A 16,734-nucleotide genomic window follows, 5' to 3' on the forward strand; every position below is an offset into this window, starting at 1 on the left:
CGGACCATTCACCCCCGGTTCACCCGGCGGCGGAAAAAGTCCGGGCAACCATGTCGAGACCCGGTGGGCGGCTCCGTCCCCGAGGTGAGCGCGACCACACCTGACCGGTCGCACCGGCACCGAGGAGAACACGATGGCGAAGTACCTGCTGCTCAAGCACTACCGCGGCGGCCCGGCCGGGGTCAACGACGTACCCATGGACCAGTGGACGCCGGAGGAGATCTCGGCGCACGTGACGTACATGCGGGACTTCGCGGCACGGCTCGAGCAGACCGGCGAGTTCGTCGACGGCCAGGCCCTCGCCCCCGAGGGCGCCTGGGTCCGCTACGACGGTGAGGGTCGCCCGCCGGTCACCGACGGGCCGTTCGCCGAGACCAAGGACCTCATCGCCGGCTGGATGACCATCGACGTCGACAGCTACGAGCGCGCCGTCGAGCTGGCCGGGGAGCTGTCCGCCGCCCCGGGCAAGGACGGCAGGCCGATCCACGAGTGGCTCGAGCTGCGCCCGTTCCTCACCGAGCCGCCCACCATCACGGAGTGACAGTCTGATGGACGAGGCCCTGATCCGGAGCCTCACGCCGAGCGTGCTCACCGTCCTCGTCCGCCGCGGAGCTGACTTCGCGGCGGCCGAGGACGCCGTGCAGGACGCGCTGCTCGAGGCGGTCCGCACCTGGCCGGCCGACCCGCCGCGGGACCCGAAGGGCTGGCTGATCACCGTGGCCTGGCGCCGGTTCCTCGACGCGACACGCGCCGACGCGGCCCGCCGCCGTCGGGAAGACGTCGTCGAGGAGGAGCCGATGCCCGGCCCCGCGCCCGCGGTGGACGACACCCTCCAGCTCTACTTCCTGTGCGCCCACCCGTCGCTGACCCCCGCGTCGGCGGTCGCGCTCACGCTGCGCGCCGTCGGTGGGCTGACCACCCGCCAGATCGCCCAGGCCTACCTGGTGCCCGAGACGACGATGGCGCAGCGCATCAGCCGGGCCAAACGCACAGTCTCCGGGGTGCGCTTCGACCAGCCCGGCGACGTCGCCACCGTGCTACGCGTCCTCTACCTGGTCTTCAACGAGGGCTACTCCGGCGACGTCGACCTCGCCGCCGAGGCCATCCGGCTCACCCGGCAGCTCGCGGCCTCGATCGGCCATCCCGAGGTGGCCGGGCTGCTCGCCCTCATGCTGCTGCACCACGCCCGACGCGCCGCCCGGACCGCGCCCGACGGCAGCCTGGTGCCGCTGGCCGAGCAGGACCGCCGCCGGTGGGACACCACTTTGATCGCCGAGGGAGTCCGGATCCTGCAGGCGGCCCTGGCCCGCGACCGGCTGGGCGAGTTCCAGGCCCAGGCCGCCGTCGCGGCACTGCACGCCGACGCGCCCACCGCCGAGGAGACCGACTGGGTGCAGATCGTCGAGTGGTACGACGAGTTGGTGCGCCTGACCGACAACCCGGTGGTCCGCCTCAACCGCGCGGTGGCAGTCGGCGAGGCGGACGGCCCCCGCGCCGGCCTGGCCGCGCTCACCGCCCTGGACGACTCGCTGCCCCGCCACACGGCGGTGGCGGCGTACCTGCACGAGCGCGACGGCAACGTGGCGACGGCCGCACGGCTGTACGCCGAGGCGGCCCGGAAGGCCCCCAACCTCGCCGAGCGCGACCACCTGACCCGCCAGGCCGCCCGACTCAATACGCTTCGGTGTGGCTGACCGGTCAGGTCGCGGTGACACCCGACCCCTGCCGCCGCAGCGCACAGCCGGCCGGCGAGGTCCGGAAAGTCTCCGGAAATTTCGGCGACCGTCACTCGGGCCTCGATCTGTCCCGAGCACTCCGCGGATGACCACCCTGGACTCTGATCGACTACTGACCTGGATGGATCCCCCTCGGCGAGGAGGGCACTGTTGCCACCAGGTTTCCGGGAATTGTTGACAAGTTGACGACTGGGTCAATACGGTCGCCATCGACGGCATTCAATCGCCGTCAGCACCAACCACCACTATCCACTCCTGCGGTCGTCGTGCAGGACGACCGGCCCACCACCGAGCGGTACAACGCCGTGGCCGTTACCTGACCACCGGCAGCCTGCCGAGGCGTACCGCGCTGCTGGCCCCCGCCAGCCGTCACGAGGAGGCACCAGTTACATGACCGACACCAGCCACACCACACCAAGAAGGCGCGGCCGCATGCGGCTGCTCCTCGGTGCCGCATGCGCCGTCGTCCTGGCCGTCACCGGCACGATGACGGCCACCAACGCGTACGCCGAGGCCGACCGGACGCTCACCTCGAGCCTCACCGGCACGCACAACGGCTACTACTTCTCCTTCTGGAAAGACGGCGGCAACGCCAGCATGACGCTGCGCGCCGACGGCCGTTACTCCAGCAGTTGGGACCGGAGCACCAACAACTGGGTCGGCGGCAAGGGCTGGGCCACCGGCAGCCGGCGGACCGTCAGCTACTCGGCCACCTACAACCCGGGCAACAACAACACCTACCTCGCCCTGTACGGATGGACGCGCAACCCGCTCATCGAGTACTACGTGGTGGAGAACTTCGGCAGCTACAACCCGAGCAACGGCGCCACCCGGCTGGGCACGGTCACCACCGACGGCGGCACCTACGACATCCTGCGCAGCCTGCGGACCAACGCCCCCTCGATCGACGGCAACCAGACGTTCTACCAGTACTGGAGCGTCCGCCAGCAGAAGCGCTCCAGCGGCACCATCACCACCGCCAACCACTTCGACGCCTGGGCCCGCGCCGGCCTGAACCTCGGCACCAACCACGCCTACCAGATCATGGCCACCGAGGGCTACCAGAGCAGCGGCAGCTCCGACGTCACCGTCCGCGAGGGCGGTGGCAGCAACCCCACCTCCGGGCCGACCACCGGCAACCCGGGGGGCGGCAACTGCACCGCGACGCTCTCCGCCGGCCAGCAGTGGGGTGACCGGTTCAACCTCAACGTCGCGGTCAGCGGCACCAACAACTGGGTCGTCAGCCTCGGTCTGGGCGGCGGCCAGAGCATCCAGAACAGCTGGAACGCCTCGGTCAGCGGCAGCAGCGGCACCGTCACCGCGACACCGAACGGCAACGGCAACAACTTCGGGATAACGGTCATGGCCAACGGCAACTGGAACTGGCCGACAGTCACCTGCCGTACCAGTTGAACCTGATCGACGTCTGACACCGCGGCACTGGCGTGGCGGCTCCGGCCGCCACGCCAGTCTGCGTCCGCGTGCCACTCCCCCTGGGCGCGGCGGTGGCGTGTTCGTGGCCTCCGCCGTCGTCCTTCAGCCTCGTGGCGCGGCGGTCCCCTCGGTCGTCCCCGCCGTCGGTTCCCCGCTCGATTCCTCCGCCGGCCCTCCGGACGGGTCCGCCGCCGGCTCCGTCGACTCCTCCGTCGGCGCCGCGGTCGGTGCGCCCGTCGGATCTGCCGTCGGGTCCTCGTCGGCGCTCTCGGAGGTGGCGGGGGCCGGGGTGTCGCCACCGCTGTCGTCGGACGGCGCGGACTGGTCGGGCCCCGCAGCGGGACCAGAGGCCGTCGGAGTCGGGGATCCGGATGCCCGGACCGGCAGGCCCCCGGGGCCGGTGGTGGCCGGTTGGCCACCACCAACACCCGGACCGGCGTCGATGCCGGTGTCAGTGCCGGTATCGGTGTCGGTTGCGGTGTCGGTTGCGGTGTCGATGCCGCCATCGACCGGCGCCGAGGGCGACACCGCGGGCGGCGTCGAGGGTCGCCCGGTCGGGCCGGGCAGCATCCCGGTGGGGTCGCCGAACACCAGGACGGCAGCCGCGGCGGCCACCGTCCCGAGCAGCACCGCGAGGGCCCGAGCCCCGGAACTCCCCGACCGACCCGGCGCACCGCCGTGGCCCGGCCGGAGGGCGGCCGTCCGCTCGTCTCGTGCCCCGATCGAGGTCGCCCCGGCGGCGGTCCGGACCAGGTGGTCGGACGGGTCCGCGAGGGCCTGCGCCGCGGTGGCCATGGCCGCCGCCGTCGGGAATCGTTGGGCGGGCTCCTTGGCCATCGCGGTGGCGACCAACCCCCGCACCGCCGCCGGGGTGCCGTCGGGCAGCGGCGCCGGATCCTCCTCAAGGTGCCGCAGCGCCACCGCGACCGCGTTCTCGCCCTGGTGCGGGGGCCTCCCGGAGAGGCAGTGGTAGACGACGGCGCCCAGCGCGTAGATGTCGATCGGCGGGCCGATCTCGTTCTTCGAGATCTGCTCCGGCGCCATGTACAGGGCGGTGCCGACGACCTGGTTCGTGCCGGTCAGGCTCGCCGCCTCCTGGGTCACGGCAACCCCGAAATCGACGAGTACGACGTGCCCGTCCGGCTCGATGATCAGATTGTTGGGTTTGACGTCGCGGTGGACCACGCCGGCGTCATGGGCGGCCTGGAGGGCGCGGGCGGTCTGCGCGGCGATCGACATCGTCTCGGCCACGCTCAGTCGGCCGGCCTCGGCGATCCGCTCCGACAGGGGCTGGCCCTGCACGCACTCCATCACGATGTAGGCGAGGACCGGCCCTCCGGGGCGGGACACCTCGCCGTAGTCGTAGACCTGGGCGACGCCCGGGTGACGCAGGGCCGCCATCGCGCGCGCCTCGCGGCGGAACCGCTCGCCGAAGCCGGCGTCGTTGACCAGCCGAGCCTGCAGCGTCTTGACCGCCACGCAGCGGTCCAGGGTCTCGTCGACCGCCCGCCACACGTCGCCCATGCCGCCGCTGGCGATGCTTTCGACCAGGCGGTAACGGTCTCCGACGAGTTGCCCCATACTCGGCATAAAGCCTCCCGTACCCCGGATCCGCAGATCCCAAGCGCCTTCTCGCCGTACCCGGCCCCGCGCGGCGCGACGGGGCCGGGTCGAGCACTTTCCGGCCGGTCAGCTGGCCAAGGTGCTGAGCAGGGCGTTTGCCATGCCCTGCTCACCCCGGGCGTTCGGGTGGAAGGGGGCGGCCGAATTCTGTGGCACCAGCCCCTCGATCCACCGGGTGCCGCTGCCCTTGCACGCGTCGCGCCCGATCGACGGGGCGTAGACGTCGGCGTAGGTGGCGCCGTTGGCGGTCGCGGCGCTGGCCAGCATCGCGTTGAGGGACTTCTCGACGCCGCGCAGGTACGGCACGTCCTGGTAGGCGATCGGGACGACGGGCCAGCAGCCGTAACCGGTGTCCGGCAGGATCGCCGGGTAGCCGAGGACCACGACCCGCGCGCCCGGCGCGGCCCGACGGACCCCCTGCAGCACGGCTGTCACCTTCGGTGTGGCGGCGACGATCCGCGCCTGCAACTGGTCGACACCCCCGGCGGTGTACCGGTTCTTGCACGGTGACCCGAGCGGACTGCTGAGGCTCGCCTGCGCACAGTCGCCGATGATGTCGGCGAAGCCGATGTCGTTGCCGCCGATCTGCACCGTCACCAGGGCCGTGGCCGACGTGACCGCGTTGAGCTGCGGTGGCAGCGTGCTGCCCAACTGGCCGCTGCCACCGTAGAGGATGTCGTCGGTGGTGGCACCGGAGCAGCTCACGTCGGCGAACGACGACGAGCCGGCGGAGGCGGCCACCAGCGACGGGTAGTTGCGGTTGGAGCGTAGGCAGTTCAGGTCGACCTGGGTGGGGATCAGCGGGCCGGCCGTGTACGAGTCGCCCAGCGCGACGTATCGGCCGGTGGGCACGGCGGCGCTGGCGGGTGTGGCGACGGTGAGCAGCACGCCGACCGTGGCCACGGCGAGTGCGGCCAGCCGGGTGGTTGCCCGTAGGCGGGGCAGGCGGGGACGGGTCATGACGCCTCCCAGAGGGGATCACGGTGGTGGTGCCGAGATCCTGTCGCCGCCGACGCCGCACGTCAATATCGATGAGCCTCACTAAATGCTGGTCCGAGGTGTGGGATGACGCGGTGGTGCTCAGCCCACCGGCGCATACCACTGCGCGCCGGTGACCCGGACCCGCCTGGACTGCTTGCGGTCCCACTCGACCCGCATGCCGTGCTCGCGCAGCACCGGGAACACGACGTCGTCCAGCAGCCGCTCCAGGTCGACCTGGTAGCGGGCCTGCTGCTCGGCCTCCGACAGCTCTTCGTAGGCGGCCTCGTCGAAGTCGGCCGGAGGATAGGCGCCGTAGCCGAGGTAGACCTCCCCGTCCTCGCTGGCGAGCAACGACTCGGTGTCCTGCTGGTGATACCACACGTAGCCGTGCCAGTGCCGGGAGTCGTCGCGCTCGTCGTGGATCTCGGCGCTCGCGCAGGTGCCGCAGCAGCTGAAATTCTCCCGGGCCACCACACCCCGCTCGTTGAGCTCGGCGAAGGCGCGGGTGAGGTTCCCCCGCACCTCGCCCCACTCCCGTTGCTGCGCCCGCCGAACGGCCAGCGCCCTCTCGTACGCCGCGGTGAGCTCCTCGTCCGTGCTGCCGCGGCGCTCCTCCTCATCGTCGAAGACGTCGACGAACTCGGCGGCGTCACCCTCACCACGAACGATCCAGGCCCAGAGCTCGGCCTCGATCGCGGCGCGGCCCGGCTCGGGGATCCGGTCGGTCAGGAATTTGGCGCCCTCGGGGCGATCGTTGTACGTCCATCCAGTCACGACGCCGATCGTCACACGGGCCTACGACGCTCTTCGCGAAGGGCGGCTACTGTCCGGCCGGCACCTGGTCCTTGACGTCGTCGTAGCCGACCGCACCCGGCGCCGCGCCCGGGGCGTAGATCACCCGGAGCACACCCGTCGGGAACACCTCGGTCGCCACCACCCGCAGGTGGTACGCCGTGTCACCCTCGTCGAACAGCCTGCGGCCCTTGCGCGCCGCCACCGGGTGCACCAGCAGCCGCAGCTCGTCGACCAGCCCGGCGGCGAGCAACTGCTGCACGACGGAGATCGACCCGGGGATGAGGATGCCGCGCACCCCGTCGTCGGCCTTGAGCGACCGGACGGCGTCGAGGAGGTCACCGGCGATCAGCTCCGAGTTGCGCCAGGAGAACTCCAGTGGTTGGCGGGAGACGACGACCTTGCGCATGTCGCCGAGTTGCTTGGCGAACGGCGCGTCCTCCCCGCCCGCGGCCTCCCGGCCGGGCCAGGCGCCGGCGAAGCTGTCGTAGGTTTCCCGGCCGATCAGCAGCACGTCGGCGGTGTCGTAGTCCTCGGTGACGGCGCGGCCCATGTTGTCGTCGAAGTAGGGGAAGTGCCAGTCGGGGTCGATCTCGGCCACACCGTCGGCCGAGATGAACAGCGTGGAGATGACAGGTGCCATCGGGGGAATCCCTTCAGTTCAGGTGATGTCGCAGTTAGACCGGCGCATCATCCCAAACTCTGCCGTCAGCGTCCGTCCCTCGGGACGACTTCGGCGTTTCGCACCCCGAGGGTGGGAAGCGCGGTGCGCGACGATCGGGTCCCGGACTCCGGGCGTGTCTCGCAAGTGCGGGCCGGCCCCGCCAGAAGTGGGCCGAAACCTCCGAGTGGTGCCAGGCCGACGCACGATCGGGCGGGCTCGGCGTAACGCCGAGCCCGCCCGTTTCGCGGTCAGGCAGGGTCAGCGCTGCAGGGTCAACAGACCCGGCCGGTACGGCAGGAGGCCGTAGGGGGTGCCGTCGGAGCTGGGCGAACGACCCTGGTAGAGCAACTGCAGGTTGCAGGCGTCGACAGTCATGGTCTGGTCGGCGCTGGTGCGCAGCAGCTCACCGTGGCTGATGTCGTTGGTCCAGGTGGCACCACTGTTGACCTTGGCGGCGAACGGGTTGCTCTGGCTCGCGGCCTGCGGCGTCCACGTACCGTTCAGGCTGGTGGCCGTGAACGAGCGGAAGTAGCGGCCGGTCGAACCGATCGCCTCGACGATCATGAGGTACTTGTTCAGACCCTGCAGCTTGTAGACCTGCGGAGCCTCGAACAGGTTGTTCTGCGTGTCACTCATGATGGTCGTGTAGCTGCTGCCGAAGTTACCGGGGAAGTTCCCGATCGGCATGCTGGTCCGGTAGATCTTGCCGTTGTCGCCGGCGAAGAACAGGTACATGGTCGTGTCGTCGGCGATGACCGTCTGGTCGATCGGCCCCGTACCCGAACCGGTGATGCTCCCGGTGAACATCGGCTGCGGCGCCGACCAGCCGTTCGGGTTGGTCGGGTTGGTCGAGGTGCGGTAGTGGAACGCCGCCCCGGCCCCCCACTGGTAGGTCAGCACCCAGATGTTCTTCGGCGCGAAGTAGAACAACGACGGCGCGACGGTCCCCGAGTTCATCCCGGTCTGGGTGGCCGAGGCCATCTGCGACCAGTTCGAGAAGAGGCTGAAGTTCATCGAACCCCAGCTGTCGCCGAAGTCGTGCGTGGTGGCGTAGACCAGCTGCTGGCCGTTGAACGGGGCCACGGTGAAGTCCTTGAGCGACACCCAACCCGACTTCGGAGTCGCCAACACGCCACTCGACGACCAGCGGTACGTCGAGGGAAGGTCGCACACGCCACCCGGCGGGGGCGACGTCGGCGGCGGCGTGGTGGGGTTGCTCCCACCGTCGACGCGGACGAGCTGCCACTGCTGGTTGGTGCCGTTCCAGTCGGCGTACTGCACGATGTTGCCGCCGTCGGCGGTCGAGGCGCCCTGCACCTCCATCACCTTGTTGCTGTTGCGGTTGATCAGCCGGACGTAGCCGCTGTCCGAGTCGGCCAACCGGAACTGCTGGTTGGTGCCGTTGTTGTCGCTCCACTGCACGATCGGCCCGCCGTCGGCGGTCGAGCGGCCGGAGACGTCCAGCACCTTGCCGGACAGCCGCGACTTCACCCGGTAGTAGCCACCGCCGGAGTCGACGAACTGCCACTGCTGCTGGTTGCCGTTGTTGCGGGTCCACTGGGTGATCCGGGCACCGTCGTTCGTGGCCAGGTTGTACACGTCCAGGGCCTTGTTGCTGTTGCGGTTGATCAGCACGTACCACGCGCTCGTGTCGACCGTCGCTGCGGCAGCGGGCGACGACACCACCGCTACTGCGGCAGCGCCGACCAGCATCGCCGCCGCGCCAGCGGCGATAATGCGGGGCAACCACCAACGCCGCCGCGTCGGCGGCGCGATCGATGGAGACCTATCGAGGGCAGACATGATCCTCCTTCAGTGACCAAAGCCAAACGGCCTGCCCGAGATGGGCGCACCGCGACACGTGCCCGGGTGCATGCGTCGAGGAAGTTAGCGCTAACAAGACACCTGCACACCCTGACGCACGCCTGGTTCGAGGTCGACGAAGCAGGCTTGCCCGGCAAGCCGAAGGTGTCGTCGTCCTTAGCCATCGACTGTGAGCGATAACATGTCGTTCGTCAAGACGTAACGTGCTGGGAACATCAGGCGGTGGCGCGCCGCGACCCAGGGCGCGATGACTTCGCACTGATCAACCACAGACCGCCACCCAACCCGTCGGAGCAGGACTGCGGCCGGCCCGTTGAAGACCACCGATCGTTTACGTTAACATCGATGGCCACCCATGAGGCACGATCCCTGGCTCACCACGTTCGGCGGCATCGGGACGCGGCCGTCAGCGCTTCGCTGCCCAGAAGACGTAGACCGCCCCGTACGGCACGGCCGCCGTCGCGCCGTCGACACAGGCGCCGGCCGGGGCGACGCCACCCGAGGTCAACAGACGGCTGATGTACGCGACGTTGCCGAGAATGCCGGTGCCGCTGTGGGTGTCCACGGTCAACAGCAGCTCGGGGATCGTCCCCGGCCGCGGGCTCTCCGCGGTCTTCTTCGCCGTGATCAGTGAGCCGTCCCGCTCGGACTGCCAACTCGGGCCCCCGAAGTGGTGGACCCGGCCGCCCGTGCCGAGGAGCTGAGCCTCCGGCACGGACGCGCCGGTGAACACACCGCCGGCACACGTGTAGGTCTGCGTTCCGCGCGTGACGACGTACGCGCCGACGGGGCGCGCCCCCGCCGGCGGCTTGATCGCCGAGGCGATGCGCGGGATGTCGACCCGGCGTGCGTCGGCGCCCACGGCTGCCGGCGCGGCCACGGCTGCCGGCGCGGCCACCTCGGTGGCGGACGCTTGGTGGGTCACCGCGCCGATCGCCGCCACGACACCGGCCATGCCGATGACCGCGAGGGCCCGGACCCGAGAGTGAGACGTGCTGAGCATGCGATTCCTCCGCTCCAAGGGGCGCATCCGCACCCACTTTCCTTATGCACGGACAGAATGCGCAGACCGATCAATGTTTCGCCGAATTTTGCACGGACGGGTGGGCGCCGGCCCCGACCGTCCTCGCCGGACCCGACGTCGTTCGTTTCCGTCTCGCAGCGCGCCGACCACGATTACCGTCGCTTCGACCTGGGCAGGGTCCGGTGTGCGCCGCATTGGTGAATCGGAGTTCCGGGTCGGCTCTGTCCACGACCCGATCGCCCGGCTGGAACGATGCGGCGTCTACGCTGGGGCCTGCGGGAGTTTCCCCAGCCGAGCGCCATCGTGGCCTGCTCGGTCACTGGGCCGCACTGTGCGCGGAATTCGCCAACGAGCTGGCACTGATCCAGCAATGCTGTGCCCACCGCGACCGCATCAAGTCAATGGTCGACCACATGGGCGAGAGGTGAGAATGCAGGTCATCGACAAACTCGCGTGGGTGCACGTGATAGAGGGCAAGATCCTGAGCACCAGGTCGTACGGCAAAGATGCCTGGTACATTCCGGGCGGCAAGCGGGAAGCGGGCGAGACGGACCACGAGGCCCTCAAGCGCGAAATCCGAGAAGAGCTCTGCGTCGAGCTGATCAGCGAATCCATCGAGCCGATGAAGGTCTTCGAGGCCCAGGCGCACGGAAAGTCCGAGGGCGTCATCGTCCGGATGACCTGCTATCGCGCCGATTACCAGGGTGACCTCACGCCGGGTTGGGAGATCGAGGAGATGTCCTGGCTCGACTACTCCGACAGGGAGAAGTCATCCCCAGTGGACGGGCTGATCTTCGACTGGCTGCGTGACCGCGGCGAACTATAGATCACTGCGGCCGGGCCGCACCGGCCGACGGCCCATTCGGTGCCGGATTTCCACGGCCGGCAATGGCGGAATGCGACGCCGACTCTCGGCGACGGTCGGGTCTTCCCAGTCGTCAGACCGCGCCCCGGTCGACCATGCTGAAGGTGGTGTCGAGCGGGGCGTCACCGAGAAACTCGACGTAGATCACCTTTCTCGTCGGGCTCCACTGCACCGGGCCGTACTCCTCGTTGACGATGGCGTAGGAGGTGCGCCCCTTGTCGTCCCTGCCCTCGCGGGTTATCGAGAACAGGGTGGCCTTGGTCGGCCGGCAGTCGGCTCCCACGAGCGACTTCTCCCCCTCGCCGTCTCTCTTGACGCCGAGGCACGGTCGGTGGGCGATCTCCGGGTTCACCGACTTGATCATGAAGTCGACACCGACCGGTTCGAGCACGAAGAGCGCCTCCTTGCCGGTCCCGTCGCCGACCTCAAGCTCGCCGTGCGACGGCAGCGACAGGTCGCGGTCGATCTCCACCACGTGCAGCAGGATTCGCCGCTGCCCGGCAAGGATGGCCTGGGTGGGGTCGGCGGCGGCCGACGGTGACCCGGTCGACGGGGCCGCTGCCGGCGTGGACGCGGCGGCCGACGCACCGCCGGCTGCCGGGCTCCCCGCCGCCGTCGAACCGGTCGGGCCTGGTTTGGCCTGGTCGTCCAGCAGTTTCGGGCCGAACACGAAGGCCGGCACCAGCACCGCGACCACCGCGGCGACCGACCCCAGAGCGATGAGCCAGCCACGCCGTCCCGAGCCCGCGCCTCCGGCCGACGGCGTCGACCGCTGCCCCTGGTCAGCACCACCGCCAGCGCTCGCCGCGCGCACCGTCGACATCTCCGCCAGACGTTGGGCCGCCCCGGCGGCACCCCCCTGATTCGCCACGGTCAACAGTCCGTCGAGCAGTTCCCGGGCGGTGGGCCGGGCAGCGGGGTCCTTCTCCAGGGCCCGGGAGACCAACTCCCGCAACGCACCGCCGAGGCCGGCCAGGTCCGGCGGTTGCGTGAGGATCCGCATCGCGGTGGCGGTAGGGGAATCGCCCCCGAACGGGTTGCGGCCGGTCGCGGCGTGAGCGACAAGGGCACCCCAGGCGAAGATGTCCGCCGGCGGGCCCACCGGGTGGCCGGACGTCGCGTCGAACCGCTCCGGGGCCATGTACGAGACGGTCCCGACCACCTGGTTGGTCCGGGTGTGCTGGCTCGTGGCCTCGAACGCTCGGGCGATGCCGAAGTCGATGACCTTGATCCCGCCCGGTGCGACCAGGACGTTTGCCGGCTTCAAATCCCGGTGGATCACCCCGGCGCCATGGATGGCGGTGAGCGCGGTAGCCACCCCGACCGCGATGCTGTGCACCTGCGCGGCCCCCAGCGGCCCCTGCTCCCGGATCACCTGGGCCAGGCTGGGGCCCTCGACGTACTCCACCACCAGGTGCGGCGGGTTGTGGTCCGGGTCGGCGTCCAGGACCTCGGCAGTGCAGAACGGTGGCACCTGGCGGGCGCGGTTCACCTCGCTGCGAAACCGACCACGGAACTCCTCGTCATGCGAGAACTCCGGACGGACGACCTTGACCGCCACCCGCCGTCCCTGCGGCGACCGGGCCAGGAAGACGGTGCCCATGCCCCCGTCGCCGAGCCGGTCAAGCACGTCGTACCCACCGAGGCGGGTCGGGTCCCCGCGACGCAAGCCGTCGCTCACGTCGATTGCCCGCAGACCGTGACCGCCGCGCGAGCTGTTCCGCCTATCACCCGTACCCCTTAGGTCACTCGGACGCCGCCCGCAGCCTATCGCCCACCCACCAAACCCCGTCGATGCCGTCCACCCACGCCAGGTGCGGCGAAACTATCCTCGGGCCGTGGTTCCGCGCCGCGGAGGACGCCGGACCGAGCCACCCGGCATCGATGCGGCGTACCTCGATGCCGCAGCTCAAGAGAAGGAGAACCCCATGGCGACGTTCGTCCTCGTGCCCGGCGGGTGGAAGGGCTCCTGGGCGTTCGAGGCGGTGGTTCCGCTGCTGGAGCGGGCTGGTCACACCGTGCACGCCCTGACCCTGACCGGTCTGCGGCCCGACGACGACAACGCGACGGTCGCGACCGCCAACCTCGACACGCACGCCGACGACGTGTTGCGACACCTCGATCGCGCCCACATCACCAGCGCGACGCTCGTCGGCCACAGCTACGCCGGGATGGTGATCGCCGCCGCGGCGGACCGCGCTGACGGCCGGGTCTCACGACTGGTGCATCTCGACGCCTACGTACCGCTCGACGGCGAGTCGTGCTGGTCGGCGACGAGCGAGCACTTCCGGGAAGTCTTCGCGGCCGGCGCCGCGGCCACCGGCTACGCGGTCCGCCCACCCGAGGGCGGTGATCCCCGGCGCCGCCCCCACCCTCTCGCCTCGTTCCTGCAAACGATCCGGCTCACCGGCGCTGTCGCCGAGGTCCCGAGACGCGAGTTCGTCTACTGCTCCGGCTGGGACCGGACGCCCTTCGCTGACCTCCGTGCTCGACTCAGCACTGATCCCGGTTGGCAGGTCCACGACCTGCCGACCGGCCACGACGCGATGCGCGAGGCCCCGGAGGCGGTCGCCGCGCTGCTGGTCGGCGCATGAACCACACCAGTCGTCCCGCTGCCCGTGGCCACCCACCGTGGTCCCCGGTCCCGAGGTTGACCACGGGTTTCCGGGCCTCACAGCTTTCTGACAACTCTTCGTGATCCTTGCTGCACGTTCACGCTCAGCAAGGGAGAAACAGTGACGGTGAGATCTGCGGGCCTCGGTCTGCTGACGTTTGTCGCAGTCCTCGGTCTCGGTGGCTGCTCCGGCGGGGAGCCTGAGGCGCGACCGCCTCAGGTGGCCACCGGCGCCAAGCCCTCGACCTCCGCCGCCGGGTCCGCATCCGCGTCGGCACCTGCCAAGGAACGCCCCCGGCAGCGCCTCGACGACACCGAAGCGGACTATCAGGCGCTCCTACAGCCGTACAAGAAGTGCATGAAGGCTCAGGGCATCACCGACGAGAAGGGGACGTCGGGATGGGCCAGCGGTGACGGCGCTCCGAAGGAGCAGCTCAGGGCGCAGAAAGCCTGCGAGACCTACTGGCCGTTGCCGCCCTGGGAGCTGGACTCGGCAAACCCGCAGGCCAAGGACTTCACGCGTGATGTGGTGAAGTGCCTGAAGGGCAAGGGGGTCAAGGAGGTCGAGGCCGCACCGGGCGGTGTCGGTGTCGCCGCTGGCGGCGCGGGCAACGACGCGGGCTCCATCTCGATGACCGGCGATCTGCTGGACGACTGCGAGCGCGAGGTCGCCGCGCAGAGTTAGGGCCTGTGCCGCCGGAGCGCTGGTCACGTGGTGGCCAGCGCTTCGGTCGGCGTCAGTCGGGCGGCACGCATCGACGGGTACACACCGGCGAGGACGCCGACCAGGACCGCGCCGGCCAGGCCGGCCACCGTCGAGGACAGCGGGACGACCACCGGCCACCCGTGGTAGGCGGCGTAGCCGGCCGCGGCGAGCACGCCCAGGGCGGTGCCCGCGATGCCGCCGAGGGTGGCCAGTGCCACCGATTCGGTGAGGAACTGGCCGCGGATCTGACCACGGGTGGCGCCCAGCGCCCGGCGTAGGCCGATCTCCGAGCGACGTTCCAGCACCGAGATGACCATGGTGTTGGCCACGCCGATCCCGCCGACCAGCAGCGCCACCGCGGCCAGGCCCAGAAAGAGCGCCGAGAACGCGTTCTCGGTGGCGCGTTTCGCGGCGAGTGCGTCCGACGGGCGACTGACCTGCACCTGCCCGGGTTGCTCGGGATGGATCGTCTCCGGCAGGACGGCACGTACCGCTTCCAGCGACGCCTCCCACGACTGGATGTAGAGGACCGTGGGGTGGCCGTCGAAGCTGAGAAATTCACCGGCGGCCGGCCAGCCGACAAGCACGGACCTGTCGATGTCCGGCAGCAGCGGGGTGGCGGCCAGGATGCCGACCACGGTGAACCAGGTACGGCCGATCATCACCTGCGGACCCGGTCCACCCCGGGGCACGTCGGGAATTCCGAGGCGGGCCGCAGCCACCGAGCCGAGCACCACGGTCGGGAACTTCTCGGTGACCGTGGTCAGCCACTGCCCGATCTGGACCCGGGCGTTGATGGCGGGCAGCAGATCGAGGCGGGCGGCGAGGACGGTCAGCCCGGAGCCGTCCCGCGGATCGGTGCGATCGGAGCGACGTACCAGCGTGTGGGTGTTGGCGACCGCACTGACCCGGGTGACCGGGCCGATCCGGGCGACCATGCCCACCGACTCCTTCGGCAGCAACACCGGCGGGTCCTGGTTGGGGGTGCCCACGGCCTGCAGCGTGTTCGTGCCCAGGGCGGAGAGTTCCCGCATCAGGGCCGCCTGGCTGGAGGCCGGAATGGCGGTGACGATGATCATCGTGGCGATGCCGATGGAGATGCCCAGCGCCGACAACGCCGCCCGCGTCTTGCGGGTACGCAGCCCGAGCAGGCCCAGGCCGAGCAGGTCCAGGGGTGTCAGACGTACGGCGTCTCCGCGCATCCCGGCCGTTCTCATGAGGTGGTCACCACGTTCGTCCCCTCGGTGAGGCCCTCGCCGGTGATCTCGACGAGCCCCTTCGCGAACATGCCCGTCTCGACCGCGACCAGGGTGCCGCCGGCGACCTGAACGGCGTACCCGCCCTCGCTGAGCGCGACAAGCGCACCGACCGGCACCGCCAACACCCCCTCGCGGGTCTCGCCCACGAAGTCGACAGGCACCTCCGCGGAGTCCAGGCGGGCGATCTTTCCCGGGTCGTCGACCGTGACCGTGACGGTGAGCTTCGGCGGCGCCCCGTCCAAGCCGCCCTCCTCGACCTTCAGCGCGGTGCCGACGGCGGTGACCTTTCCCGTGGTGGCACCCTCCGGCAGGGCGACGGTGACCGTGTCACCCCGGTTGATCGTGGCGGCCCGGGCCGCCTCGACCGGCACGGTGATCACCTTCGCGGTCGGCGTGACCGCCATCAGCGGGGCCTGGGCGGGATCACCGAGCTGCACGGCGAGCGAGTCGACGCGGATCGCGCCGGGCAGCACCAGGACGTCCCCGACGTCGATGCGGCCGGTGACCGGCAGTCGGTTGTCGCGTTGCCAGCGCCGGATCGCACTGGTCATCGCGGTGGTCAGTACGTCATCGTCCGCCCCGACGACGACCCGCCTGGTCGTGGGCGGCAGGGCCGCCGAGGTGCTCGGGGAGGTGGACGGCCGCGACGCAGGCTCGCCACCCGCCGCGGGGGCCGGCTGCGGGTCCGCGTCGGCGACGACGATCGATGCGCCGGTACGCGGCTGCGCACCGATCGCGTAACCCAGCGCCCGCAGGTTGGTGGCGACCAGCTGGACGTCGGGCCCGACGGTGTTGACCTCACCGAGTGTCCGGAACAGCGGCATCGCACCGTAGAACAGCGGCACCGCCCGGTTGTTCACGCGGTAGAGCTGCTTGCCGCGCGTGATCGTCGTTCCCGGGGATGGCAGCCACGTCACGATGCCGTCCCGCACACCCTTGAGCGGTTGTGCGGTGCCGAAGCCAAGATCGCCGGGCAACGCCTCGGCGGTGGACAGGTCCGTCCTGACGATCGGTGTGGTGTCAACGGCGACCGGCCTGTCGTGGGGCGTCCTGGTCGCGGCTGGCCGTCCGGCCCACACCACCGCTGCGCCGGCCAGTCCGGCGACGGCCACGAGGGCAGCCAGCCAGGTCCGTACTGTCTTCGACATGGCGGCGATCATGGCCGCGCACTGTGAGGAACCTGTTAGGCCTCGGCCACGATTCGGGCGGCGA

Annotated in this window: 15 protein-coding genes; 6 read left to right on the forward strand and 9 right to left on the reverse strand. The window is 70.4% G+C overall.

All coding sequences use genetic code 11. From position 1 onward, the window contains the following. Positions 1-133: 133 nt before the first annotated feature. The 3 genes from AB0B57_RS06165 to AB0B57_RS06175 all read left to right on the forward strand — a co-directional run bounded on the left by AB0B57_RS06165 (position 134) and on the right by AB0B57_RS06175 (position 3,149). A complete protein-coding gene (locus tag AB0B57_RS06165; protein WP_357065676.1) occupies positions 134-541 on the forward strand; it encodes a YciI family protein in 408 nt (135 codons plus the stop codon). A 7-nt stretch (positions 542-548) separates the two neighbouring features. Continuing rightward, entirely contained in the window at positions 549-1,694 is a 1,146-nt protein-coding gene (locus AB0B57_RS06170; RefSeq protein ID WP_357065678.1) for a DUF6596 domain-containing protein, read from the forward strand. A 432-nt stretch (positions 1,695-2,126) separates the two neighbouring features. Continuing rightward, positions 2,127-3,149, forward strand: a complete 1,023-nt coding sequence (locus AB0B57_RS06175; protein WP_357065681.1) for a glycoside hydrolase family 11 protein — start codon at positions 2,127-2,129, stop codon at positions 3,147-3,149. A 123-nt stretch (positions 3,150-3,272) separates the two neighbouring features. Here AB0B57_RS06175 and AB0B57_RS06180 read toward each other — a convergent pair whose 3' ends face one another. The 6 genes from AB0B57_RS06180 to AB0B57_RS06205 form a co-directional block, all read right to left on the reverse strand. Then, positions 3,273-4,760, reverse strand: coding sequence for a protein kinase (locus AB0B57_RS06180; RefSeq protein WP_357065683.1), 1,488 nt, complete (start codon positions 4,758-4,760; stop codon positions 3,273-3,275). Between the two features lie 99 nt (positions 4,761-4,859). Next, positions 4,860-5,753, reverse strand: a complete 894-nt coding sequence (locus AB0B57_RS06185) for an SGNH/GDSL hydrolase family protein (RefSeq protein ID WP_357065686.1) — start codon at positions 5,751-5,753, stop codon at positions 4,860-4,862. A gap of 120 nt (positions 5,754-5,873) precedes the next feature. Beyond that, positions 5,874-6,548: a hypothetical protein gene (locus AB0B57_RS06190; RefSeq protein WP_357065689.1), complete on the reverse strand. Its 675-nt coding sequence runs from the start codon at positions 6,546-6,548 to the stop codon at positions 5,874-5,876. Positions 6,549-6,594: 46 nt separating this feature from the next. After that, positions 6,595-7,209, reverse strand: coding sequence for a dihydrofolate reductase family protein (locus tag AB0B57_RS06195; protein WP_357065692.1), 615 nt, complete (start codon positions 7,207-7,209; stop codon positions 6,595-6,597). Between the two features lie 279 nt (positions 7,210-7,488). Beyond that, positions 7,489-9,033, reverse strand: coding sequence for a non-reducing end alpha-L-arabinofuranosidase family hydrolase (locus tag AB0B57_RS06200; RefSeq protein ID WP_357065695.1), 1,545 nt, complete (start codon positions 9,031-9,033; stop codon positions 7,489-7,491). A 427-nt stretch (positions 9,034-9,460) separates the two neighbouring features. Further along, positions 9,461-10,057 (reverse strand): DUF3455 domain-containing protein, encoded by a 597-nt coding sequence (locus AB0B57_RS06205; RefSeq protein WP_357065697.1) that lies wholly within the window; start codon positions 10,055-10,057, stop codon positions 9,461-9,463. Between the two features lie 451 nt (positions 10,058-10,508). Here AB0B57_RS06205 and AB0B57_RS06210 point away from each other — a divergent pair, with 451 nt between their 5' ends. Further along, positions 10,509-10,904, forward strand: a complete 396-nt coding sequence (locus AB0B57_RS06210) for an NUDIX domain-containing protein (protein WP_357065700.1) — start codon at positions 10,509-10,511, stop codon at positions 10,902-10,904. 112 nt (positions 10,905-11,016) lie between these two features. Here AB0B57_RS06210 and AB0B57_RS06215 read toward each other — a convergent pair whose 3' ends face one another. After that, on the reverse strand, positions 11,017-12,624 hold the full coding sequence (locus tag AB0B57_RS06215) for a serine/threonine-protein kinase (RefSeq protein WP_357065703.1): 1,608 nt from the start codon (positions 12,622-12,624) through the stop codon (positions 11,017-11,019). Positions 12,625-12,871: 247 nt separating this feature from the next. Here AB0B57_RS06215 and AB0B57_RS06220 point away from each other — a divergent pair, with 247 nt between their 5' ends. Beyond that, the gene (locus tag AB0B57_RS06220; RefSeq protein ID WP_357065705.1) at positions 12,872-13,537 is read left to right on the forward strand and encodes an alpha/beta hydrolase family protein; all 666 of its coding nucleotides are present in this window, start codon (positions 12,872-12,874) and stop codon (positions 13,535-13,537) included. 240 nt (positions 13,538-13,777) lie between these two features. Continuing rightward, complete coding sequence (locus AB0B57_RS06225; protein WP_357065708.1) at positions 13,778-14,242, forward strand: hypothetical protein; 465 nt, start codon at positions 13,778-13,780, stop codon at positions 14,240-14,242. 23 nt (positions 14,243-14,265) lie between these two features. Here AB0B57_RS06225 and AB0B57_RS06230 read toward each other — a convergent pair whose 3' ends face one another. After that, on the reverse strand, positions 14,266-15,480 hold the full coding sequence (locus AB0B57_RS06230) for an ABC transporter permease (protein WP_357065711.1): 1,215 nt from the start codon (positions 15,478-15,480) through the stop codon (positions 14,266-14,268). Next, positions 15,477-16,670: a peptidoglycan-binding domain-containing protein gene (locus tag AB0B57_RS06235; RefSeq protein ID WP_357065714.1), complete on the reverse strand. Its 1,194-nt coding sequence runs from the start codon at positions 16,668-16,670 to the stop codon at positions 15,477-15,479. The genes AB0B57_RS06230 and AB0B57_RS06235 overlap by 4 nt, the downstream gene beginning before the upstream one ends. Between the last annotated feature and the right edge of the window lie 64 nt (positions 16,671-16,734).

The organism is Micromonospora sp. NPDC049101, assembly GCF_040648675.1.
Lineage (GTDB): Bacteria > Actinomycetota > Actinomycetes > Mycobacteriales > Micromonosporaceae > Micromonospora.